The sequence below is a fragment of the Streptomyces anulatus genome (assembly GCF_000721175.1).
Classification (GTDB): domain Bacteria; phylum Actinomycetota; class Actinomycetes; order Streptomycetales; family Streptomycetaceae; genus Streptomyces; species Streptomyces anulatus_C.
In genome coordinates, this window is the sequence record NZ_JOEZ01000002.1 from 125,019 (window position 1) to 146,741 (window position 21,723).

Below are 21,723 nucleotides of genomic sequence, written 5' to 3' on the forward strand. Positions count from 1 at the left end.
GTCGGCACGGCTGATCCGACGTCTGCGAGACGCCGCTCGCGCCGTGGGCTGCGCAGGAGCCACCCGGTACGGACGCGCGGAGCCCCGGCCGGTTGAGGCCGGGGGCTCGGGGAGTTCATGGAAGGCCGGGCTGGTCTAGTACCAGTTGTTGGCCTGCCAGAACTGCCAGGCGCCGCAGGGGCTGTCGTAGCGGCTGTTCATGTAGTTCAGCCCCCACTTGATCTGGGTGGCCGGGTTGGTCGCCCAGTCGGCGCCGGCGGAGGACATCTTGGAGCCGGGCAGCGCCTGCATGAGACCGTAGGCGTCGGACGTGGGGTTGTCCGCCCGGTAGTTCCAGCTGGACTCGCGCTCCACGATGTCGCTGAAGCACTGCCACTGGTCGGCGGGCACCATCTGACGCGCCATCGCCTGCACCTCTGCGGCGGTGTACGCGCTCTGGACCGGGAAGGAGGAGGAGTCACGCGTTGAGCGGCTGACGGCCTCCTGCTGGGCTTCCTCCCGCTCCTTGGCGAGTTTCTCCGCCTCGGCCTTCTTCTGCGCAGCGTCCTTCTTGGCCGCCGCATCCTTGGCCGCCTGCTTGCGCGCCGCTTCTTCCGCGGACTTCTTCGTCGCGGTGTCCGCCGCGATGGCCTGGGCGTCGGCCTGCTGAGCCAGCGAGCTGCCCTGGACCTGGGCCTGCTGGCCCGCGGGTATGTCCGCGAGGAGGGTCGTGTCGGCCGCGGTCGCATCGAAGTCGTTCGATGACTGGGCGGTGTTGCCCGGGGCAACTCCTACGACGGCGCCGACGGTAGTGACCGCGGTGGCGGAGGCCACTGCGAATCCCCGGATCCGGCTCACACGGTTTCCTTCCGGCATCGCCCGCTCTGGGTCGGGTGACCTCGCGGACGCGGTGGTGCCCCTGACGCCGGCCTCCGTTGCTGACAGGTCGCGGGAGGCGTGGGCCCGTTGCGCAACTCCCTTGCGAGGAGTGCCGCGTGGTGCTTTCGGGCAACATGCGGTGCTCTTTAGTAGTTTAGTAGTTCTGGGTTCTCGTGTTGTCACGGTTACTGCTGTGCCGCATGCGGGGCCTGACGAAGCTCAGACTCTGCCGGACCGGGACGCCGTGAGGCAATCCTGAGTCGCATGGGAAACCTCACATCCCTTTTGCCCCGCCTGGCCATCATCGTGACGCGGGGCAGCGCCGACGACTCCGCGATGCTCGGCCACCGGCAGCGTCGCGAACCACAAGACAGCCATCGCCGGGACATCGCCTCGGGGACGGCCGTCCGCGAAGGGCCGCAGCCTCTCGCGGCGCGCCCCGACCGATGGCCGGGGCGGGAGGTCCTCGGCGGGACAAGGGCGATGGCAGGGCGCCGGGCCGGACGCCGCAGGAATCCGCCGTCAGCGCGACCCTGCCGCCCGGTAAGCCTCCGAGCCCCGCGCCTACGACCAGCCTCCCGAACTCGACCGGCAGCGCGAGGAATTCCGTATCTCCGACGCTGAGCATCCCTGGAAGCGGAGAACCATGACCGCAGGGAGGCCTGGGTGAAAGCGGCGAGCAGCACAACGGTGCGATCGAGATGGCGAAGGACGAGCAGAAGAACGGCCGTAATGTTGTTGCCAAGAAGCTCGCCGACAATGTGGTGAAGAATCAGTCTGCCGAGGTCAAGCAGATGCGGGGCATTCTCGACCGGCTCTGATCCCCTCGGTCACCCCAATGGCGCTCCGGGCCTTCCGAGTGGAGGCCGACAACGGCCGCTATGGCCCCGTCACCGCGTGCCGTGCTCACCTGCACCGGACAAGGAAGATGAAGAAGATGCGGAAGCTGCCGCCGCAAGCTCGCCTCGCGCTGCTCGTCGCGCTGCTCGTGGCTGCTGCCTGTTCCCTATTGGTGTGGAGCCCGGAGCGGCTGCTCTCCCAAGGCTTCACATCCGTGATACCCGGGATCTGGGCCGGACCGGCCTTCGCCGTGGTTTTCGCGCTGAGCACCCTCGCCTTCTTCCCCAAGCCGGTGCTCAACGTTGCCGCCGGGGCCGTTTTCGGTATCCCCGAGGGACTGGCGCTGGCTGTGATCGGGACCACCCTCGGGGCGGTGCTGGCCTTCAGGCTCGGCCGCAGCCTCGGCCGGGAGGCGCTCCAGCCGCTGTTGAAGAGGAAGGTTCTCGCCGCTCTCGACCGCCGACTCACCGATCAGGGCTTCGGTAGCGTGCTGCTGCTCCGCATCGTGCCCGGCGTGCCGTTCCAGGGAGTCAACTTCGCCGCTGCTTTCTCCGGAGTGCGCCCTTGGTCCTTTACGACCGCCACTGCGCTCGGTGTGCTGCCCGGCACCGCCGCGTACGTGATCGCCGGAGCCACGGCCTCGTCCCCCGCCTCGCCGGCCTTTCTTCTCTCGATCGCTGCCATCGTCACCATGATGGTGTTCACCCTCGCCATCGTGCGGCGGGCGCGGCCCAAGGCCACTCCGCCGAACGCTGTCGAGCCGGTGTGACCAGGGGCGGGACAGGTCGGTGGTCCCGTTTGGGGACGCCTGGAAACCGTCTTCGCCCCCCGTGCCGCGGGCGTGGGGTGCCCGACCACCAGCGCAGCGCAGATGGGCGCGTGCGAGGTGATGACGGCTCCGGCATTGGCCCTCTGGCGCGGTCACAGGCCGCCGAGCTTGTTGGGAGCGCCACGCGCCGTCCGCGGAGTCCAGTCAGCGGAGGCCGACGACTCTGGCGGGGCGTGAGCAGTCGGGTCGTGTCATAGAGCACGTCGGCGAACAGCAGTGTGGCGATCAGCATTGCCGCCACGGCTATGAGGCTGTCGGTCCTGGGCTCAGCTCCGGGCCCGGTGGTCGGCGTCCTTCTGTGCGGCGTGCAGCGCGGCGATCTCCCGGCGCAGCTCGTCCACCTGGAGCCGGCCTGCGGCGGAATCGTTTCGGCGCGTCGAGTGCGAGCCTCCGCGCACCATGAACCACATCATCAGGCCCATGCCGAGAGGGCAGGCCAGGAGGAGTAGCGGATACAGCGACTGAGGCACGGTGACCTCCTGGTGGGTGGCGGGTGGATGTCCGGCCCATTGATAGGCAATCTACTAAGTGGGTTAGATATTACGGCATGGGGAGAGCTCGGGGAGAGCGGGTCGCGTGGTGAGGAGTGATGCGTCCTTCGTGCCGCAGGGCCCGCTCACCGTCGCCGTTGACACGCAGCGCGCCGGTGAGCCCGGCGGACGGTGCGGGAGAGCATGCGGGTCAGCGGAGCCGACCGGGTGAGTTCACAGGGGAAGCTGGAAGCCGCTGATGAGCGTCTGGAGCTGGGCGATCAGTCGTCCCCACCAGCCGGTCACCTGCATGACGCCCACCGCCACCAGCAGGACGCCGCCGACGCGCATCACAGCCCGTGCGTGCCGCCGTGCCCAGGTGAACCGCCGCATCGCACCGTCGAACGACGCCGCCGCGAGCAGGAAGGGGATGCCGAGGCCGAGGCTGTAGGTGAAGGAGAGGACGGCCCCGCGTCCCGCGCTCGCGCTGTCGGCCGCCAGGGACAGGACGGCCGCGAGGGTGGGTCCGATGCACGGTGTCCAGCCGATCGCGAAGAGGGCTCCGAGCAGCGGCGCCCCCGCGAGGCCCGCGCCGGGCCGGAAGGAGGGCCGCCAGCTGAACCCGGCCCACGGCAGCTTGTCGAGGAGCCCCGCGAAGACCAGGCCAAGGACGATGGTCAGCGAGCCCAGCACGATGCCGAGCGTGCGCTGCTGCGCCAGCAGCACGGCGCCCGCACCACCGAACAGCGCGCCGTAGCTGGTGAAGACGGCGCCGAAACCGACCACGAAGAGCAGGCACCCGACCAGGACCCGCCAGCGTGCCGCCCGCCCCGCCGCTTCGGCGGCACCCGCGCCGGACATTCCGGCGACGTACGAGAGGTAGCCCGGGACCAGTGGAAGGCAGCAGGGCGAGAAGAAGGACAGCGTGCCGGCGGCGAGGGCCAGGAGGAGGGCGAGGACGAGTGGGCCCACCAGGACCGTTTCGCCGACACCGGCGGCGAGCGTCACTTGGCCGCACCTCCGCCGTTCTTCCCCGCCTTCTCCGCGGCGAGGTCTTTCACCAGCTCGCTCAGCGTCGTGTAGGTGGTCGCGCCGATGACGCGGGCGGCGATACGCCCGTCGCGGCCGATCAACACGGTGCTGGGGACCGCCGACAGCGGGATACGGCCGTTGAAGCCAAGGAGCAGCTTGCCGTCGGGGTCCCGGAAACTGGGATACGTGATGCCGTAGTTCCGCTCGAAGGCCCGCGCCGCCGCGTCGTTGTCGCGCGTGTCGATGCCGACGAACCGCACACCGAGCTCGTACGTCACCTCGGACACCTTCTTCAGCGCGGGCGCCTCGGCCCGGCACGGCGCGCACCACGAGCCCCACACGTTGAGCACGATGACCTTGCCGCGCAGATCGGCAAGGTCCAGCTGGTCATTGTTAATTGTTGCGCCGCTGAGCTTGGGGGTCATGGGGCGTTTGCCTGCCGAGTACCGGGTGAGGGCCTGCCGGGTGTCGGAGCCAGCCGCTTGCCTGGTGTCCGGCGAACCGGATGTCGTACTCGTCCCGCATGCAGCGAGCAGCAGAGCGGCCGCGACCACGCCCGCGGCCTGCCGCCGGGTTCGACAACGTGCCCCTGCCGGGCTGGTGCCGCTGTCCATCGGTGATGTCCTGGGAGCGGACCGCGTGGGGGGTGCCGTTGGGGCCACGGCTGTCTCTCCTTCACCGAGGTACATCCAGAAACTGCTAAGTAGGTTAGGGGTGCTCGTCCGGCTTCCTTCAGCCGGGGTGCCAGGGGTGGCCGAGGCCGTGATCCGCGCGCGCGTGGCGAGCGTGTCGCCGGTCGACGCGTGCTCGGAGAGCGGGTGGCTGGTGTGCGTGGGCGGGGACGAGGCCGCCGGCCACCGTCGACATACGGCCGCACAGAGGGCCCGGCGGCGAGGACGGGTCCGCACGTCCGGTGCGGCGGAAGTAGCTCAGCGGGGTCTGCGCCATCCCCGGGGGCCCTGCCGCACCCGGCACTGCCGCTCGTATATTCGCCACAGCGGATCGCCGAGTGGCTTGATCCCGACGGTAGAGGGCGGGGCAGGTCGCGGTGGTCGGCTATCTGGTGTTCATGGTCTGCTCAGGTCTGGTCGTCGTACTGGCGAATGCCTTGGCGGACTGGCGGGACCGGCCGCTGTGGCCCGGTCCGGGCCACGCGGGAGCGCTGGGCATACGGGCCAGGCTGGCGGGCGACGGGAAGTCCTGGCCGGCCCGGCCGGTCAAGGGTGACCTGTGGGTGCCGGACGGGGACGGTCCGCTCCACTTCGTCGACGGGGTGCACAGTCCGCTCCCCGTGGCCCGTGGCGGGCGGGTGCTGGACACGGTCCCCCTCCGGGGATTCCCTCACGAAGGGCCGCTCGTCGTGCGTCAGGTGACCGTACTCTACGAGCCGCCGGACGGGGCCGCCGTGCTGCGCCTGCGCGTTCCGGAATCGGCGGTGCCGTTTCTGGCGGGCGCGCTCACCGGGCCGGCGGGTCCGGCCGCCGGATCGGCGGCCAGGCCGCCGCACGAGGCGTTCCGCCTCTCCGCGCGGCGGGTGCTGAGAGTGCCCCGTCCGGCCGCGCTGGCGTTGATGGCGGCACTGCTGCTCGGTCTCTTCGGCCTGCACACCTTCGTCCTCGGCCAGTCTGTCACCGCGGAGGTCACCGCCAAGCGCGACGGCGTGTGCTCGGTGCGCTGGCAGGACCCCTGGAACGGCGGCACGCGCACGGCGGGCGTCGACTGTTACGGCGGTGAACGGGCCGGTGATCCGCTGCGGATATCCGCCCGGCCGTGGCCCGTGCGCGGTGAGGCAGCCGACCTCGAGGACTCGCCGTTCATGCTGATGCTCGGCCTGGTGGTGACCGGCACGGGTGGGCTCGTCGGCACCGCGGCCGCCTCGCTCGGTGACGTCGCCCGGCTGCGGGCGCTGCGCCGGTATCTGCGCGACGGCCCGGCGGGCCGGGAGTCGTCCGCCCTTCGGCGGGCCGCCGCCATGGTCCCGTGGTGGAGCGTCGCGGCCGGGGTGCTTGGGCTGGCCGGCGCGGGTGTGCTGCTCTGCGCGTACGGCTTCGGCACGACCGTACGGGCCACGGTCACCGCCACCGAGGAGTACGTCTGCCGGGTCAGCTGGCCGGATCCCTGGGACGGGACCCGGCAGAGCGCCGAGGTCGACTGCGACGACCGTGCGGTCGAGGCCAGTCAGTCCCTGGAGATCACCGCACCCGCCGGGCCGCTGCGCGGCGAGGCCTTCGACCGTGGGATCACTCCATGGGTACTCGGCGGCGGCACAGCGGTCTTCCTGGGCCTCGCGGCGGCGGGCATCGCGTTCCGGGTCCGCGCGGCGGGCGGGCGGTCCGGTGTCCCGTCCCGATCGGGGCCAGGGGCCCGGGATACCGACCGGGACGCGCCGGTGCCCCTGGGCAAGCCGGTCCCGGCACCCGCTGGTGCCGAGGCCCGCACGGAGGACGTACTGGACCGTGCCCATCTCGCCGCCGTCTCCCGCTGGCTCGCCTCACGCCTGAGCGGGTCTGCCGCCGCCCGTCCGGGACCGCGCGAGCCCGACATCCGTAGCACGGGGTGGTGGCGCTCGCCGCGGCTGCGGCGGCAGGCGCTGGCGTCCGGGGTCTCCTGGGGCGCCCTGCTCGTCCTCGCGGTCACGGCGGGTCTCTCGGGCTGGTGGTGGGTGACGGCGCTGCGGCTGTGGGGTTCCGAGACGGCGACCGCGCGGGCCGCCGTGACCCTGCGCTACGACGACGGCTTCCCGCTCTCCCCGTGGCTGGTGCCCGGTGACGCCGAGGTCACCTTCCGTACGGCGGACGGCCGTAAGGTCACCACGGACCTCGCCTATAGGGACGAACCCGCCCCGGGCGAAGGCGATCGGCTCACCGTCGAGTACGCCGTGCAGTCCCCGTCCGCCGTTCGCGTCCCCGGCGATCCGGGACTCGATCGCGGGCTGTGGATCAGTGGCGGGGGCGTGGCGGCCGCGCTGATCCGCGTGGCGTGGTGCGGTGTGTTTACCGCGAGGGTCATGCGCCTCGTGCTGGCGGCCGCCCGTGGCGCCGAGACCAGGACAGCCGGCTATCTGCTGCTGCCCGATCCCGAGGACCCTGCCAAGGCGCCGCCGCAGTTGGTGTTCTTCGCCGAGGGTGAGAACCGCCCCTTCGCCCTGCTGGAAGCCGTCCCGGGCACGGCCCGCTCTCGCCTGGTCGACTGGCTGCCTTTGGAGGGCACGGCCGAACTGCGCTCCGTGCCCGGGGAGTCCGAAACGGTCGTGCCGTGGGTCGGCGGGTGCCCGGTCTGGCCGCTCAGCCCGCTCTTCGATCTTTCGGATCCGGAGGAGGAGCGGGACTTCCGGGAGTACGTGGAGGATCTGGCGCCGCCGTGGATCGCGCTGCCGCGGTCGCAGGGACTCCGTGAGGATGAGGGGACCCCGTGACGGTGAGGGCCCCGTCTGAGGCGCTCATCGTGAGCCGCGCGTAACTGAACGGGTAGCGCCCCCAACAGGCGTCCATACTTCTCTGTTGGGGGCGCTTCACCGTGTCTGGGTGAGCGCACCTAGCCACTCGCGGTAACGGCCGGGACCCCAGCCGTGGCGCTGATGGAGTGTGGGACCCGCGTTCAGACCAGCTCAGTGACCGGTGTACTCGAAGATGTAGAGCCCGAAGTCGCGGTCGGAGGCCGCGACGTACTCCTTCCCGAAGGAGTTGAAGGTCTGCACGCCCCAGAAGTTGTTGCCGCCCTCGTCGATGAAGCGGCCGACCTCCACGAGCTTGTCGTTCTTGATCTTCGTGACCCGGAATCCGCCCGCGTAGTAGGCGAAGTACGCCAGGTCGGGCCGGACGCCGGAGGTCGCCACCTCGTGGACGCTCAGGTCGCCGAAGCCGGAGGCGTACGCGGGGTCCTGGCTCTCCGGGATGGCGTACGTGTCCAGCTCGGTCATTTTGCCGCCCTTGTTGCGGTAGAGGTGGGCGTAGCCCCAGCCGTCGAAGTACGACGAGAAGGTGAGCCGGTCGCCCTTCGTACCGATGTCCACCGGCAGGGTGGCGGGACCGGTGCCGGCGAGGCAGTCCTCGTTGCTGTAGGGCCGGTCGAAGACGGCGAAGCCCTGGCCGCGCGGTGCGACGCCGAACGTCGGCAGGGTGCCCTCGACGCTCATGCCGCTCTGCGCGTCGCAGGCGTCCGAGCCGGTGCGGTTGAAGACGAGCACGGCGTCGTAGCCGCCCGCCGCCTCGACGTTGGCGGCCTTCTCGGTGAAGGTGCAGACGCCTCGTTCCACGACGGCGATGTCCACCGCGGCCGGGTCGCCCGCGGGGACGGCGGGGCTGTCGTTGCAGCCCAGGCCGGCGTATACCGTGTCACCGGTGATGGTCTTGCCCGCCTCCAGCGGGATGCCCTGCCCGGCGGTGACGGCGGTGCCGTCGTCCAGGTTGCGCGCCGACAGCGCGTACGGGCCGAAGTCCTCGTCGGCGCCCATCACATACCGGTTGCCGAGGGTGAACTCCGCCTGGTGGCCGTTGCCTTCCGGCGCCACCTCTCGCCCCGCCGCGGTGCCTTCGGGATCGGGGTCGGTGAAGTCCGTGTCGCCAATGTACTTGAGGTTCTTCGGGTCGGTCGCGTCGAGCGCCACGTAACCCGCGTCCCAGTAGGAGGCCAGCAGGACCTGGCGGCCGCGGATGTTCTTGACGACCATGTCGTGCAGGAAGACCTCGGTCAGGTTCTCCGGGGCGGCCTGCAGGATCTGCGGGAAGGTCTCGTCGAGGTCGTACTCGGCGATGAGCTGCGGCTTGGCCGGATCGGTGATGTCCATGATGTCGACGTCGGTGCCCTCTTCGTTGTCGACGATCACGGCGTACGCCTTGCGGCCCGCGTCCCATGCGAACACGCTGTGGATCTGACGGGCGGTCTCCGTCGTCTCGCCCTCGAGGGTGAAGTCGCCGACGCCCTCGGCGAGCGTCTTCGGCTTGGTGGGGTCGGTGACGTCGTAGATGTTCATGCCGCCGGAGCCGGTCTCGCCGCAGATCTCGTTGTTGCTGACGAGGACGTCACCGCTGAAGGACGGTGTGGACAGGTGCACCGTCTGGATGCCCTCGCCGGGGGCGCTGCCCGCCGGGGCGGGGATGAAGCCGACCTCCTTGGGTTTGCTGGGCTTGCGGATGTCGACCACGTGCACGCCGGTGTTGTCGCAGCCGACGCCGCCCCAGGAGGCGAGGTAGGCGTAGCCCTTGTGGACGCCGACGTCGGCGATCTTTCCCTCGACGACGTTGCTCAGCTTGAGTTTGCTGACCAGGCGGACGTTCTTCTGGGTGGCCGGCAGGTGTCCGTCGCTGCCGCCGTGCTGGTCATGGCCGTGTGTGGCCGCCGCGTTGTCGATGGCGCCGTCGGATGCCGAGACGCCGTCATGTGCCTGTGCGGAACCGGCGAGAGCGGTCGTGGCGAAGAGTATCGCCGCGAGGACGCCCACGCCGGTCCGTCTGTGGGCCTTGCGCATGCTTGACCTCCACTCGTGCGGCCGGGGTTGCCGGCCCATAACGAGGTGATGCCGGCCAACTGACCGGCGTCGCGAAGGTACTTAGTGCAGTGCTCCATCGAAAGGTCTTTAACGAGATCGTATTTTTCCGGGACTTGAGGGAGCACGGCACGCGGTGAAGTCATCGGCCGCGCGAAGAGGGCCCCGTATCCGCAGGTCCGGTGCGACGGATGCGGGGGCACAGTTCACGTCCGCCTTCTGTCCGACTCCGCCAGGTAATACTGTTTCGGGGTATGGACCAGCTGGAACAGGCCGAGGCCGGGCAGGCGTCGCCGGGCTATCACGATGACAAGGACGCCGTCCTCAAGCGGCTCCGCCGCATCGAGGGACAGGTTCGAGGCCTGCAGCGCCTGGTGGAGCAGGACCAGTACTGCATCGACGTCCTCACCCAGGTCGCGGCCACCACCAAGGCCCTCCAGGCGGTGGCGATGCAACTCCTGGAAGACCACCTCGGGCACTGCGTCCAGGACGCCGTTGCCGCCGGGGCGGACGAGACTGGGGACAAGGTCGCGGAGGCTACGCGGGCCATCGCCCGGTTGCTGCGCACCTGAGGCTGGCGGTTCACCCTGAAGTAGCCACACAAGCCGCGCGCACGGGCGGAGGACGCCACACATCCCCCGTTTGCCTCTGTCTGGGCGCGCACTCTCCGGCAAGGGAGATGACGATGTCGGCCCTCCCGCCCCCGCGCGCCGTGCCGTACGCGCACGACTCCGTCAGGTCCGCATCTCCCGGATGGCGGGACACCGACTGGGCGGCCCGAGAGGGGCTTCTGGCACGCTCGGGGACTGAGCCGACGAGCCCGACGGACCGGCTCGACACTGAGGCGCCCGGCCTCATCGGACCGGGCGCCTCAGCCGAAGGGGCAATGCCTTGCAGTCACTTGAAGGACCGCAGCCTCAGGCTGTTGGTGACGACGAAGACCGACGAGAAGGCCATCGCGGCCCCGGCGATCATCGGGTTGAGCATGCCGAGGGCGGCGAGCGGCAGGGCCGCGACGTTGTAGCCGAAGGCCCAGAAGAGGTTGCCCTTGATGGTGGCCAGCGTCTTGCGGGAGAGGCGGATCGCGTCGGCCGCCACCCGGAGGTCGCCCCGGACGAGGGTGAGGTCGCCCGCTTCGATCGCGGCGTCCGTGCCGGTGCCCATGGCCAGGCCGAGGTCGGCGGTGGCGAGGGCGGCAGCGTCGTTGACGCCGTCGCCGACCATCGCGACCGAACGGCCCTCGTTCTGCAGTCGCTTGACCACATCGACCTTGTCCTGGGGCAGGACTTCGGCGATCACCTCGTCGATGCCGACGGCCCGGGCGACCGACTCGGCGACGAGCTGGTTGTCGCCGGTCAGCAGGACGGGCTTCAGGCCCAGTGCGCGCAGCTCGGCCACCGCTTCCGCGCTGGTCTCCTTGATCGCGTCGGCGACGGTGAGGACCCCGCGCGCCTCGCCGTCCCAGGCGACGGCGACCGCCGTACGCCCCTCGGCCTCTGCCGCGACCTTGGCCTCGGCCAGCTCGCGGGGGAGCTCGATGACCCACTCCTTCAGGAGTTTCTCGCGCCCGACGACCACCGCGTGCCCGTCGACGACGCCCTGGACGCCGAGGCCGGCGACATTCTCGAAGTTCTCCGGCACTGGCAGGCTTCCCACCCGATCGGCGGCTCCGGCGGCGATGGCCTGGGCCATCGGGTGCTCCGAGGCGTGCTCCAACGCGCCTGCCAGCCGCAGCAATTCGTCCTTGTCCACGTCCGGCGCGGTGAAGACGTCCTGCAGCTGCATGCGTCCGGTGGTCACCGTGCCGGTCTTGTCCAGGACGATCGTGTCAACGCGGCGGGTGGACTCGAGGACTTCGGGGCCCTTGATGAGGATGCCGAGTTGGGCGCCGCGGCCGGTGCCGACCATGAGGGCGGTCGGCGTGGCCAGACCGAGGGCGCACGGGCAGGCGATGATCAGCACGGCGATGGCGGCCGTGAACGCGGTCACGGTGTCTCCCGTGGCCCCGAACCACACCCCGAAGGTGGCGATCGCGATGAAGATGACCACCGGCACGAAGATCCCGGAGATCCGGTCGGCGAGGCGCTGCACCTCGGCCTTACCGTTCTGCGCGTCCTCGACCAGCCTCGCCATCCGTGCGAGCTGGGTGTCCGCACCGATTCGGGTGGCCTCGACAACCAGCCGGCCCCCGGCGTTCACGGTCGCGCCGGTCACGGCGTCGCCGACCGTCACGTCCACCGGCACCGACTCGCCGGTCAGCATGGAGGCGTCCACCGCCGAGGCGCCCTCGACGACGGTCCCGTCGGTGGCGACCTTCTCCCCGGGCCGTACGACGAAACGGTCACCGACAGCCAACTGTGCGACGGGGATGCGTACTTCCTTGCCCCCGCGCAGGACCGCGACGTCCTTGGCGCCCAGTTCCATGAGCGCTCGCAGTGCCGCACCCGCCTTGCGCTTGGACTTCGCCTCCAGGTAGCGCCCGGCGAGGATGAACGTCGTCACGCCGGCCGCGGCCTCCAGATAGATGGAGGAGGAGCCGTCCCCGCGGGAGATGGTGAACTCGAAGCCGTGCCGCATGCCCGGCATCCCGGCGTGCCCGAAGAACAGCGCCCACACCGACCAGCCGAGCGCGGCGAGCGTGCCGATCGACACCAGCGTGTCCATCGTCGCGGCACCGTGCCGGGCGTTCGTCCAGGCGGCTTTGTGGAAGGTGAAGGCGCCCCAGACCACGACCGGAGCTGCCAGCGTCAACGACAGCCACTGCCAGTTGTCGAACTGCAGCGTCGGCACCATCGCCATCAGGACGACGGGCACGGTGAGCACCAGCGACACGTACAACCGCTGCCGCAGTGACAGGAGCTCACCGTCCGCCGCCGGCGCGGCCTCGCCCTCGGTCTCACCGGCGGTGGCGGACGCGGGCGGAGGCGGCTCCTCGGCGGTGTAGCCGGTTTTCTCCACGGTGGCGATGAGGTCGGTGAGCTCGATGCCGTCCGCGTAGGAGACCTTCGCCTTCTCGGTGGCGTAGTTGACGGTCGCCGTGACGCCGTCCATGCGGTTGAGCTTCTTCTCGATACGGGCCGCGCACGAGGCGCAGGTCATGCCGCCGATGGAGAGCTCGACCGCATGGGCGGGCGCGGGTGCTGTGTCGGGGACTGCCTGCTCGGGAGCCGTGCTGGTCATGTGCGTATCTCCAGGGGGAGGCCAGGACGCACAGCGTCCGTATCAGCGGAGCGATACGTCCCGGCGCGGGGAGGAATTCGCGTGTCCGGGGCCGTCGGCCCCGGCTGAGGCGTCAGGCGCGGCCGACGAGCTCGTAGCCCGCCTCGTCGACGGCCGCGCGGACGGCCTCCTCGTCGAGCGGGGCGGCGGAGGTGACGGTCACCTCGCCGGTCGTGGCGACGGCCTGGACCGCGGTGACGCCGTCCAGCGCGGAGATCTCCTTGGAGACCGCGCCCTCGCAGTGGCCGCAGGTCATGCCGGACACCTTGTAGACGGTGGTGACGCCGACGCCCTGGACGTCGACCGTGGTGCCGGAGCCGCAGGAGCCACAGCAGGAGCTGGTGTTCGTCTCGGTGGTCATGGCTTCTTCCTCGGGGTCTGGATGCGTGGGTCATTTCCGGGAGGGGCGCCGCTTCCCTGCCTCTCCCGGCCGATGGGGACACTATACCCCCTAGGGGTATTCAGCTACCTGTGATGCTGCCCACGCGATCTGTTTGAAACGGGCCCCGATCGCTAATTTACTTAGTAGGCCGTCGCGACCTGCGACGACAACTTCACATCGAGGCGACGGTGAGCAGGAACCCGGTGAGAATCCGGGACGGTCCCGCCACTGTGACCGGGGTTGCACCCGGGAGTCAGACACTGACCCGTCGTCCTCCTGAACGGCGGGGCGTGTGCACCCCGCGAGGAGGTTCCATGAGTGCTTCGGCGGCTCCACAGGCACGGCCGGCCGCCGGCCTGGTCGTCCACCCGCTGCGAGACGGGCTGATCGCTGCCGCGGCGGTGATCCTCGCGCTGGTCGCGCTGGACGCGGTCTTCCTGGACCAGGGCGCGCTGCTGTCGCCGGCGCTGGGCAAGGTCGCGGCATCGGCCAACTACGTCCATGAGTTCGCCCACGACGGTCGGCACCTTCTTGCCGGCCCCTGCCACTGAGAGGGGCACTCGTGACATCACTTCTGTCCCTGCTCGGGCGCGGTGCGCTCGCAGGCGGAGCCGCCGGCGTGGTCAACGGAGGGTTCTCGTGGCTGCTCGCCGAGCCGGTGCTGGACGAGGCGGTGCGACTGGAGGCGGCCCGTGAGGAGGCGAGCGGCGCCGGATCGGCCGCGGCCGAGGTCTTCTCCCGTTCCACGCAGCACGCGGGCCTGCTGGTGGCCGCCGTCCTCACCGGGGCGGCGATCGGGGTCCTCTTCGCCGTCGTGTACGCCGTCCTGCACCGCCGGGATCCGGACGGTGCTCCCTGGCGGAGGTCGCTGACGCTGGCGGGCGCCGGATTCACCGGGGTCTGGCTGCTGCCCTTCCTCCGCTACCCGGCCAATCCGCCGGGCGTGGGCGATCCGGGAACGATCGACACCCGCGTCAACGCGTGGCTCGCCGCCATCGGCATCGGCGTGATCGCCGTCGCCCTGGCCTGGCGTGTCCACGGGTGGCTGGCGGAGCGCCGTCGTTCCGCACCGCAGCGTCAACTGACCGTGACCGCCATCATGCTGGCCGCACTGGCGGCGCTGTTCGCACTGCCGGACAACCCTGACGCTGTCTCCGCCCCCGCCACGCTGGTGTGGGACTTCCGAGTGCTCTCGGCCGCGTCCATGGGCCTGCTCTGGGGCGGGCTGGCTGTGGGCTTCGGGCTGCTCGGCTTCCGGGCGGCCCGCGCCGGGGCAGCGCCGAGTCGTAGGGGTATGGAGCGTTCGGAGCTGGGGCCGTCCGTCGTCTGAAGGCCGATGCCACGCAGGGAAGTTGACACAGGTCGGCCGGTCTGGGCGACCTCGCCACATCCCTGCGAAGCATGACCTCGTGGCCGGGCGGCACGTGTCGATTGCGTGCCGTCCGGCCAGGAGGACGTCCATCTCGGGGTTTCTCGTCAGCCGCCGACTCGGCCGACGATGCAGGCAGCGCAGCACCCAACGTCACGCCGAGTCAACGTGAACACGCTGTCCCGGCGCTGACGGGGCATCAGGTTGGCCTGTCTGATGGCTGATGTCCTGGACCGCGGGTGGCAGGCCACCGGGCCGTTGTGGATGAGACGCCGACCGTTGACTGGGATCGGCAGTCACAGGCCGGGGGCACCCCAGAGGGGAAACCAGCGAGTCAGGTCCTGCTCGATGCGCAGGTCGTCCCTGACGATGACCTTGACCTGCAGTTCGAGCGGGTTGTCGCGCTTCTCACCGTGCAGGGGCGCAAAGGGGTAGAAGGTGCCGCGTTTGTAGAGGTAGACCAGGGCGAGGGGGCGGAGCTCGGCGTCGCGGAAGGCGACGAAGGAGCAGAGCAGCTGGGGACCGAAGCCGTTGTCCTGCAGGGCGGTGTTCACCGCGTGCAGGTCGTTGACGAGGGCGGGCAGGTCGTCCGGGTCGCGGCGGGAGAGCAACCACGAGTAGCCGTAGTCGTCGCGGCTGAACTCCACGGGTATGCCGCTGCGTTCGGGGTCCGCGTCCAGCAGGGCCCGTACGTCCTGTTGGACTTGGGCGAACGCGCCGCCTTCGATGCTGGCGAAGCAGACCGAGCCCGCTCCGGTCGGGGTGAATCCGATGGCCGCCTGAAGGGTGATCGCCGCCGAGGGCAGGCCGAACAGCTGGTCGAGGTCGGGCTTGACCGGCTTGCTCCGCCCGAACAGGACATCCAGGAAACCCACGGCCGCTCAGCTCCTTCCTGCCGGTCCCGGTTCAGACACTGCACGCCAGGCGGGGCCGGGACGGCAGTGGGCGGCGGTCATGTCGTCTCGCCCAGCTCTGCGGAGATCTCCGCGAGTGCCTCCAGGCGGCGTTCCAGGCTGGGGTGGGTGGAGAACATGTTGGCCACCGGAGTGCCGGGCCCCAGGGCGGGGGTGAAGAAGAAGGCATTGAACGCCTGGGCGGTGCGCAGATCCTGGGTGGGGATACGGGCGACGTCGCCGGTGACCTTGGTGAGCGCCGAGGCCAGGGCGGAGGGCTTCGCGGTGAGCATGGCTCCGGCACGGTCGGCGGCCAGTTCGCGGTAGCGCGACAGCGCCCGGATCAGCAGGAAGCTGATCGCGTAGACCAGGGCGGAGACCGCCATGACGATCGCGAGCAGGGCGGCGGTGTTCTGGTCGCGGTTGCGGCCGCCGAACAGCTGGGAGTAGAAGGCGAAGCGGACGATGAGCCCGGCGATCACGCCCAGGAACGAGGCGATGGTGATCACCGCGACATCGCGGTGCGCGACATGGGAGAGCTCGTGGGCGAGGACACCTTCGAGTTCCTCGGGCTCCAGGCGCCGCATCAGTCCGGTGGTGACGCAGACCACGGCGTGATCGGCGTTGCGGCCGGTGGCAAACGCGTTGGGCAGGTCCATCTGGGAGATGGCCACCCGGGGCTTGGGCATGTCCGCGGCGGCGCACAGCCGGTCGATGACCCCGTGCAGCTGAGGCGCCTCCTCCCGGGTGACGAGGCGGCCGTGCATGGCGTACAGGGCGATCCGGTCGGAGTACCAGTACTGCGCGCCGAGCAGGGCGGCGGCGATGACGACCACCAGGACCACGGACTTGAGCAGCACGATCAGCGCGGCGATGAACGCCACGTACACCAGCCCGAGCAGGAACATCGTGACCGCCATGCGGGCGGTCAGCTGCCGGTCGGGTTCAAAGCGGCTGCGCATCGTCATCACCCCGGGATCAGGCCCTCGTCGGAGAGCAGTTCGCGCACCTGTGTGAGGCTGGTGTCCGCATCGGGCAGTACCAGGTCTGAGGGTGTGATCGTCTCGTCCGGCAGTGGTGTGCCGAGGCTGCGCACGGCGTCGAGCAGGGCCGACAGGGCGGCGGTGAACGCGGTCTCGTCGCCCGCGTCGGCGGCCGACTGCAGCGCCGCGTCCAGCTCGTTGAGCCGGTCGATGTGCGTGTCGGCGATCTCGTACTGGCCCTCGCCGAGAATCCGCATGATCATGACGTCTCCTCCTGGTCCGGCGGTGCCTGCCTGGGCCCGCCGCCCTCCACGGCCGGCGGGGTGGAAGACGCCGGGAGCTGGGCCTTCATCCGGGCCAGTTCCTGGTCCACGTCGCTGCCCGCGGTGACGCGCTCGAGTTCGGCCTCGATGTCGTCACGGCCGGCCGGCAGGGTGGCGTCCTCCAGCGCGCCGGAGGCGAGCAGTTCGTCCAGCGCACCGGCGCGCGCCTGCAGTTGCTCGGTCTTGTCCTGGGCCCGCTGCATGGCCAGACCGACATCACCCATCTCCTCACCGATGCCGGTGACGGCCTCGGTGATACGGGTCTGCGCCTCGGCCGCGGTGTAGGTGGCCTTGATGGTCTCCTTGCGGGTACGGAACGCATCCACCTTCGCCTGCAGGCGCTGCGAGGCGAGGGTGAGCTTCTCCTCCTGGTCCTGCAGCGACTCCTGCTGGGTCTGCAGGTCGGTGACCTGCGAGGCCACGGCGGTGCGCCGGGTCAGGGCTTCGCGGGCGAGGTCCTCGCGTCCGGCGGCGAGCGCCTGCTGGGCCTGTCCCTCCAGCTTGCCGCCGGACTGCTGCAGCTGGCTGATCTGCAGGTCGACGCGTTTGCGGCTGGTGGCCACATCGGCCACGCCGCGCCGCACCTTCTGCAGCATCTCCTGCTGCTGGGCGTAGGAGTAGTCCAGGACCTCGCGCGGGTCCTCGGCCTTGTCCAGCGCCTTGTTCGCCTTGATCCGGAACAGGGCGGCGATGCGGTGAGCGATGCTGCTCATAACGGCCGCCTCCTCTCAGTGGGGTGAGGAATCAGCCGGGCCATGCATGCCATGTCGGCGGACACCTTCAAGGCTCCGGCCCGGTGATCTGGGCCGCAACCTCGGCCCTGGCGTACCCGGCCCTTCCCTGCGGGCCAGTGACGGCACGCTCGGCCTGGGACCATCCTCGCCCCGCGATACCCAGCGGGGGTAGGGACCAGCGGCCCACACCCGGGGGCCACTCGGGCCCTGTGCCGGTCCGCGCCCGCGGAGCAGGCTCGACGAAGCGACGGGTACCGCGGGGCAGAGTCCGAGGCTCGGCGACCAGCCGCCCGCCCGGGCCCGCGTTCCGCGGCCATCCTCGACATCGCCAGCCCTGCTCTTCCGTTCCACGTGGCGCTCGCCCACCGCGGTGTCCGCTGGCACTGGACGTGGCGCGGGCGCAGGCTGCTCTATGACGAAGGGAGTCCTTCGATGACCCAGCACCCGCCTACCGCAGAGGTCGACCGTCCGCTCGTCGGCTCGTACCCGACCTACTCCGGCGCCCAGCGCGCGGTCGATTTTCTGTCCGACAGTAAGTTCCCGGTGGAACGTACCGCGATTATCGGTACGGACCTGCGCATGGTCGAGACCGTGCTCGGCCGGCTCACCCGCGGCCGGGCCGCCCTGGCAGGGGCGGGCACCGGCGCCTGGTTCGGGCTGCTGATCGGGCTGCTGCTGTCGGTGTTCGCCGCCGGCAACCACCACGTCCTGGTCCTGATGCTGAGCGGGCTGGCCTACGGCGCCGTGTTCGGCGCGGTCTTCGGCTTCGCCGGTCATGCCCTCAGCCGCGGCCACCGCGACTTCTCTTCCCGCAGCCAGATCGTGGCCGCCCGCTACGACGTGGTCGCCGACGCCGAGGTTGCCGACGAGGCCAAGAACCTGCTGATCAAACTCGGCTGGCGCGAAGACGGGGTGCATTGAGCAGCGCACATCGATCAACACTGAGAATGATCTTGGGGTCCGGTCAGGGCGCACCCAGGAGCGGCCGCTCCCGACGCCTGCGCAGCGACCGCAGACCGGTACGGGTCAGTGATCGGCCTGGCGCGGGGGCCGGGCGGGGGGTGGCGGGAAGGGGCAGGTCCTTGTGGGTCAGTCTCGGTCGGCCGACGCGATGCGGGTGCAGCAGGCCAGCGCGGCGGCGTTGTCGGCGGCCAGGGACCGGGCGAACATGACCAGGTCGGCCACGCGCGGGTCGCCGACGGAGTAGCGCAGCTTCTTGCCGTCCCGGCGGGCGATCACGTAGCCGCAGTCGACGAGGCAGGACAGGTGCACCGACACGCGCGGCTGGGAGATCCCGGCATGCTCCACGCAGTCGGCGGAGGTGCGCTCGCCGCCGAGGACGAACTCCAGCAGTCTCAAGCGGGTGGGGTCGCCCAGGGCGCGGAAGAACTTCGCCACCGTGTCGCTGTGCGAGCAGCCGGCGGTCTCAGCCTCCGGGAGGCCGGGCGTCGGGCCAGGCACCGGATTCACAGGCAGTCCTCTCCTCATTCACCTATTCGCCTACCCGCATAGTATCGTGGCACTGTTATTCGGGAAAGCGCATAGAAGTGTTGGTCCGGCTCCCGGCCGGCCGCGATGGGAGGCGAGGCAGCCGTGAGAAGTGCGAAGGCCGGGTACGACCTGGCGGTCGTCGGTTCGGGCGGGGCGGCGTTCGCCGCCGCGATCGCAGCCCGCACCAAGGGCGCGAGCGTGGTGATGGTCGAGCGCGGCACTACCGGCGGCACGTGCGTGAACACGGGCTGCGTGCCGTCCAAGGCGCTGCTGGCCGCGGCCGGGGCCCGCCATGTCGCCCTCGCGCAGCCGTTCCCCGGCATCCGTACCGAGGCCGGGCCGGTGGACTTCCCCGCCCTGATCGGCGGCAAGACCGCTCTGGTGGAAGAGATGCGGGCGGACAAGTACGTGCACCTGGCGGCCGAGTACGGCTGGGAGATCGTGCGCGGCACCGCATCCTTCACCGGGAACACCGACGGCCCGGCCCTGCACGTCGATCCCGACGACGGCGGCGCCGTGACGATCGAGGCCGCGCACTACCTGGTCGCTACCGGCTCGGCGCCGTGGGCGCCGCCGATCGACGGGCTGGAGCAGGCCGGCTACCTCACCTCCGCCACGGCCATGGAACTCGATCACCTGCCGGAGTCGCTGATCGTGGTGGGCGGCAACTACATCGGCCTGGAGCAGGGCCAGCTCTTCGCCCGCCTCGGGGTCAAGGTCAGCGTCGTCGAGGCGCTGGACCGGCTCGCCCCGTTCGAAGAACCCGAGATCGGTGCCGTCATCGAGGACGTCTTCCGGGACGAGGGCATCGGCGTGCACACCGCGGCCACCATCACCGCCGTGCGCCGCGACAACGACGGCTACGTTCTCACCGCGGCCCGGGGCGGCGAGATGCTCCAGCTGCGCGCCGAGCAGCTGCTGGTGGCCACCGGCCGCCGCCCGGTCACCGACGGCCTTGGCCTGGAGACGGTCGGGGTGAAGACCGGGGAGCGGGCCGAGATCGTCGTGGACAAGCACCTGCGCACCCACAACCCCAGGGTCTGGGCGGCCGGGGATGTCACCGGGCACCCGCAGTTCGTCTACGTCGCCGGCGCCCACGGCACGCTGGCCGCCGACAACGCCCTGGACGGGGCGGAGCGCGCGCTGGACTACCACCACCTGCCCCGCGTCACCTTCACGACCCCGGCCATCGCCGCCGCGGGACTCACCGACGCCCAGGCCGTCGCCCAGGGCTACGCGTGCGACTGCCGCGTCCTGCCGCTCCAGTACGTGCCCCGCGCCCTGGTCAACCGCGACACACGCGGCCTGATCAAGCTCGTCGCCGAAGCCGGTACAGGCCGCCTGCTCGGCGCGCACGTCATCGCCGACGGCGCGGGCGATGTGATCGCCACCGCCGTCTACGCGCTGGCCAACCAGATGACCGTGCAGCAGATGGCCGACCTGTGGTGCCCCTACCTGACCATGGCCGAGGGCCTGAAGCTGGCCGCCCGGACCTACACCCGCGACGTGGCCAAGCTGTCCTGCTGCGCCTCCTGATCACCACGAGAAGTAAGGGCATTCACTGGATCAGTCGTGAGCGATGACAGCGACCGGGCACAGTGCGTGGTGGATGGCGGCGTGGGCCACCGGGCCGATGCCCGGTGCCAGGGCGGGGCGGTCCCGCCGACGGCCCACGACCAGGAGCGCGGATCCGTGCGCCACGTGCGCCACGGCCCGTGCAGGGCTGTCGAACAGGACTTCATCGATGACCCGCACCCCGGGAAACCTCTCCTGCCACGGGCGCAGGACCGCGCACAGTTCCTGTCCCGCCGCACGCGCGACGGCTTCGGCGGCCTCGGGGCTCGCATACCACAACGCGGAGGCCGGGACCGGCAGACTCCTGCAGTGGACGGCACGCAGTACGGTGCCGCGCAGGGCAGCGGCACCGAAGGCGAACTCAAGCACCTCCTCGCACCGTCGGCGCAGGTCCAGTCCCACGACCACACTGGCGGCCTCGGCGCAGGGTGCCTCCTCGTCGCGCTGCTCGCCGGCGCGGACCAGGACGACGGGCCGATCGGCTCGTGCCACCACATGCAGACCGATGTCGCCGAGGAAGAATCCCCTGACCGGGCCGATGCCTCGCGAGCCGAGCACCAGCATCTCGCCGGCTGCCCCGGCAGTGAGCAGCGCGGCGGTGGCTTCCTCCGGGACCAGGTCCGTGGTGACGGGCAGGCCCGGGTGGAGCTCGCGCAGTTCGCTCTGCGTGTCGCGCAGGAGAAGCTGCGCCCAGTGGCTCTGCGTGTCCTGCGGGACCGGGATGTCCGCCGCCGTGGGCGGGGGCGGGGCCCACGCGTGGACCAGGCGCAGCGACAGCCCGCGCCGCACCGCCTCGTCTGCCGCCCACCGCGCAGCGGACCCACTCTCCGGGGAACCGTCCAGGCCCGCGGTGACGACTGGTTCCATGGCCGCTACCTCCGCCGCACACGGCATGGGGCCTGGGAGACTTTCAGCCCCGCCCCTGGCCTCTTCAGCCTCGGCCTGAGGCCGCAGGGCCCGCGCGGGACGTGGGTCCTGGCCGGCGTCCGTAACGTTCCTGCGGACCAGCATCCGCCGTCCGAGGTGTTGTCGCATCCCGGCCGGCGCGTCCTGCAGTCCGGCAGGCTCCAGATGCCGTCCGGCGGGCGGCAGCAGGCCGGGCAGGCACCGGACGCCCCCGAGCAGGCACCTGCGGCCGTCGCGTGCGAGGACCGGCCCGGGATGCACCCCGCCCAGCTGGGCGGAAGGATGGGAACCGTCGCCGCCTCGGCTGTGCCTGCACCGCCGAGGCGGTGTGGCT

At 70.8% G+C, this 21,723-nt stretch carries 21 protein-coding genes and 1 riboswitch; of the genes, 8 read left to right on the top strand and 13 right to left on the bottom strand.

Annotated features, from left to right (window positions below):
* Positions 1-135: 135 nt before the first annotated feature.
* Positions 136-837 (bottom strand): aggregation-promoting factor C-terminal-like domain-containing protein, encoded by a 702-nt coding sequence (locus IG90_RS0102315; protein ID WP_411572607.1) that lies wholly within the window; start codon positions 835-837, stop codon positions 136-138.
* 683 nt (positions 838-1,520) lie between these two features.
* Between IG90_RS0102315 and IG90_RS41345 the strand changes: the two genes are divergently transcribed.
* Positions 1,521-1,679 carry a DUF305 domain-containing protein gene (locus IG90_RS41345; RefSeq protein ID WP_324604259.1) on the top strand — a complete coding sequence of 53 codons (159 nt, stop codon included), beginning with the start codon at positions 1,521-1,523 and terminating at the stop codon, positions 1,677-1,679.
* 17 nt (positions 1,680-1,696) lie between these two features.
* Positions 1,697-2,467: a TVP38/TMEM64 family protein gene (locus IG90_RS0102325; RefSeq protein WP_078585155.1), complete on the top strand. Its 771-nt coding sequence runs from the start codon at positions 1,697-1,699 to the stop codon at positions 2,465-2,467.
* Positions 2,468-2,793: 326 nt separating this feature from the next.
* Here the strand turns inward: IG90_RS0102325 and IG90_RS0102330 are convergent, their stop codons facing one another.
* The 3 genes from IG90_RS0102330 to IG90_RS0102340 all read right to left on the bottom strand — a co-directional run bounded on the left by IG90_RS0102330 (position 2,794) and on the right by IG90_RS0102340 (position 4,454).
* On the bottom strand, positions 2,794-2,997 hold the full coding sequence (locus IG90_RS0102330; RefSeq protein WP_030576626.1) for a hypothetical protein: 204 nt from the start codon (positions 2,995-2,997) through the stop codon (positions 2,794-2,796).
* A 234-nt stretch (positions 2,998-3,231) separates the two neighbouring features.
* Positions 3,232-4,005, bottom strand: a complete 774-nt coding sequence (locus IG90_RS0102335; protein WP_030576629.1) for a cytochrome c biogenesis CcdA family protein — start codon at positions 4,003-4,005, stop codon at positions 3,232-3,234.
* Positions 4,002-4,454: a TlpA family protein disulfide reductase gene (locus IG90_RS0102340; RefSeq protein ID WP_233435881.1), complete on the bottom strand. Its 453-nt coding sequence runs from the start codon at positions 4,452-4,454 to the stop codon at positions 4,002-4,004. Before IG90_RS0102340 ends, IG90_RS0102335 begins: the two co-directional genes overlap by 4 nt.
* A gap of 623 nt (positions 4,455-5,077) precedes the next feature.
* Here IG90_RS0102340 and IG90_RS0102345 point away from each other — a divergent pair.
* Complete coding sequence (locus IG90_RS0102345; protein WP_030576636.1) at positions 5,078-7,444, top strand: hypothetical protein; 2,367 nt, start codon at positions 5,078-5,080, stop codon at positions 7,442-7,444.
* 192 nt (positions 7,445-7,636) lie between these two features.
* Here the strand turns inward: IG90_RS0102345 and IG90_RS45115 are convergent, their stop codons facing one another.
* Positions 7,637-9,496 (bottom strand): PA domain-containing protein, encoded by a 1,860-nt coding sequence (locus tag IG90_RS45115; RefSeq protein WP_030576639.1) that lies wholly within the window; start codon positions 9,494-9,496, stop codon positions 7,637-7,639.
* Positions 9,497-9,768: 272 nt separating this feature from the next.
* On the opposite strand from IG90_RS45115, the gene IG90_RS0102355 reads away from it, so the two are divergent.
* Complete coding sequence (locus IG90_RS0102355) at positions 9,769-10,086, top strand: metal-sensitive transcriptional regulator (RefSeq protein ID WP_030576641.1); 318 nt, start codon at positions 9,769-9,771, stop codon at positions 10,084-10,086.
* Between the two features lie 325 nt (positions 10,087-10,411).
* Here the strand turns inward: IG90_RS0102355 and IG90_RS0102360 are convergent, their stop codons facing one another.
* Positions 10,412-12,694: a heavy metal translocating P-type ATPase gene (locus tag IG90_RS0102360; RefSeq protein WP_030576644.1), complete on the bottom strand. Its 2,283-nt coding sequence runs from the start codon at positions 12,692-12,694 to the stop codon at positions 10,412-10,414.
* 112 nt (positions 12,695-12,806) lie between these two features.
* Positions 12,807-13,094, bottom strand: a complete 288-nt coding sequence (locus IG90_RS0102365; protein WP_030576647.1) for a heavy-metal-associated domain-containing protein — start codon at positions 13,092-13,094, stop codon at positions 12,807-12,809.
* Between the two features lie 149 nt (positions 13,095-13,243).
* A riboswitch (cobalamin riboswitch) is annotated at positions 13,244-13,398 on the top strand.
* Positions 13,399-13,429: 31 nt separating this feature from the next.
* Here IG90_RS0102365 and IG90_RS0102370 point away from each other — a divergent pair.
* Both IG90_RS0102370 and IG90_RS0102375 read left to right on the top strand, forming a co-directional pair.
* A complete protein-coding gene (locus tag IG90_RS0102370) occupies positions 13,430-13,666 on the top strand; it encodes a CbtB-domain containing protein (RefSeq protein WP_030576658.1) in 237 nt (78 codons plus the stop codon).
* 11 nt (positions 13,667-13,677) lie between these two features.
* A complete protein-coding gene (locus tag IG90_RS0102375) occupies positions 13,678-14,445 on the top strand; it encodes a CbtA family protein (RefSeq protein ID WP_063739465.1) in 768 nt (255 codons plus the stop codon).
* Positions 14,446-14,780: 335 nt separating this feature from the next.
* Here IG90_RS0102375 and pspAB read toward each other — a convergent pair whose 3' ends face one another.
* From pspAB to IG90_RS0102395, 4 genes are all read right to left on the bottom strand, one after another.
* Positions 14,781-15,359: a PspA-associated protein PspAB gene (pspAB, locus tag IG90_RS0102380; protein ID WP_030576664.1), complete on the bottom strand. Its 579-nt coding sequence runs from the start codon at positions 15,357-15,359 to the stop codon at positions 14,781-14,783.
* 77 nt (positions 15,360-15,436) lie between these two features.
* The gene (gene htpX, locus IG90_RS0102385) at positions 15,437-16,339 is read right to left on the bottom strand and encodes a zinc metalloprotease HtpX (protein ID WP_030576667.1); all 903 of its coding nucleotides are present in this window, start codon (positions 16,337-16,339) and stop codon (positions 15,437-15,439) included.
* Positions 16,340-16,344: 5 nt separating this feature from the next.
* Positions 16,345-16,623, bottom strand: coding sequence for a PspA-associated protein PspAA (pspAA, locus tag IG90_RS0102390; RefSeq protein WP_030576670.1), 279 nt, complete (start codon positions 16,621-16,623; stop codon positions 16,345-16,347).
* A complete protein-coding gene (locus tag IG90_RS0102395; RefSeq protein ID WP_030576673.1) occupies positions 16,620-17,396 on the bottom strand; it encodes a PspA/IM30 family protein in 777 nt (258 codons plus the stop codon). The genes pspAA and IG90_RS0102395 overlap by 4 nt, the downstream gene beginning before the upstream one ends.
* 453 nt (positions 17,397-17,849) lie before the next feature.
* Between IG90_RS0102395 and IG90_RS0102400 the strand changes: the two genes are divergently transcribed.
* Positions 17,850-18,338 (top strand): YflT domain-containing protein, encoded by a 489-nt coding sequence (locus tag IG90_RS0102400; RefSeq protein WP_033893531.1) that lies wholly within the window; start codon positions 17,850-17,852, stop codon positions 18,336-18,338.
* Between the two features lie 168 nt (positions 18,339-18,506).
* Here IG90_RS0102400 and IG90_RS0102405 read toward each other — a convergent pair whose 3' ends face one another.
* On the bottom strand, positions 18,507-18,887 hold the full coding sequence (locus tag IG90_RS0102405) for an ArsR/SmtB family transcription factor (protein ID WP_233435882.1): 381 nt from the start codon (positions 18,885-18,887) through the stop codon (positions 18,507-18,509).
* Between the two features lie 123 nt (positions 18,888-19,010).
* On the opposite strand from IG90_RS0102405, the gene merA reads away from it, so the two are divergent.
* Positions 19,011-20,444 (top strand): mercury(II) reductase, encoded by a 1,434-nt coding sequence (merA, locus tag IG90_RS0102410; protein WP_030576682.1) that lies wholly within the window; start codon positions 19,011-19,013, stop codon positions 20,442-20,444.
* A 30-nt stretch (positions 20,445-20,474) separates the two neighbouring features.
* Here the strand turns inward: merA and IG90_RS0102415 are convergent, their stop codons facing one another.
* Complete coding sequence (locus tag IG90_RS0102415) at positions 20,475-21,350, bottom strand: universal stress protein (RefSeq protein WP_030576685.1); 876 nt, start codon at positions 21,348-21,350, stop codon at positions 20,475-20,477.
* Positions 21,351-21,723 lie beyond the last annotated feature (373 nt).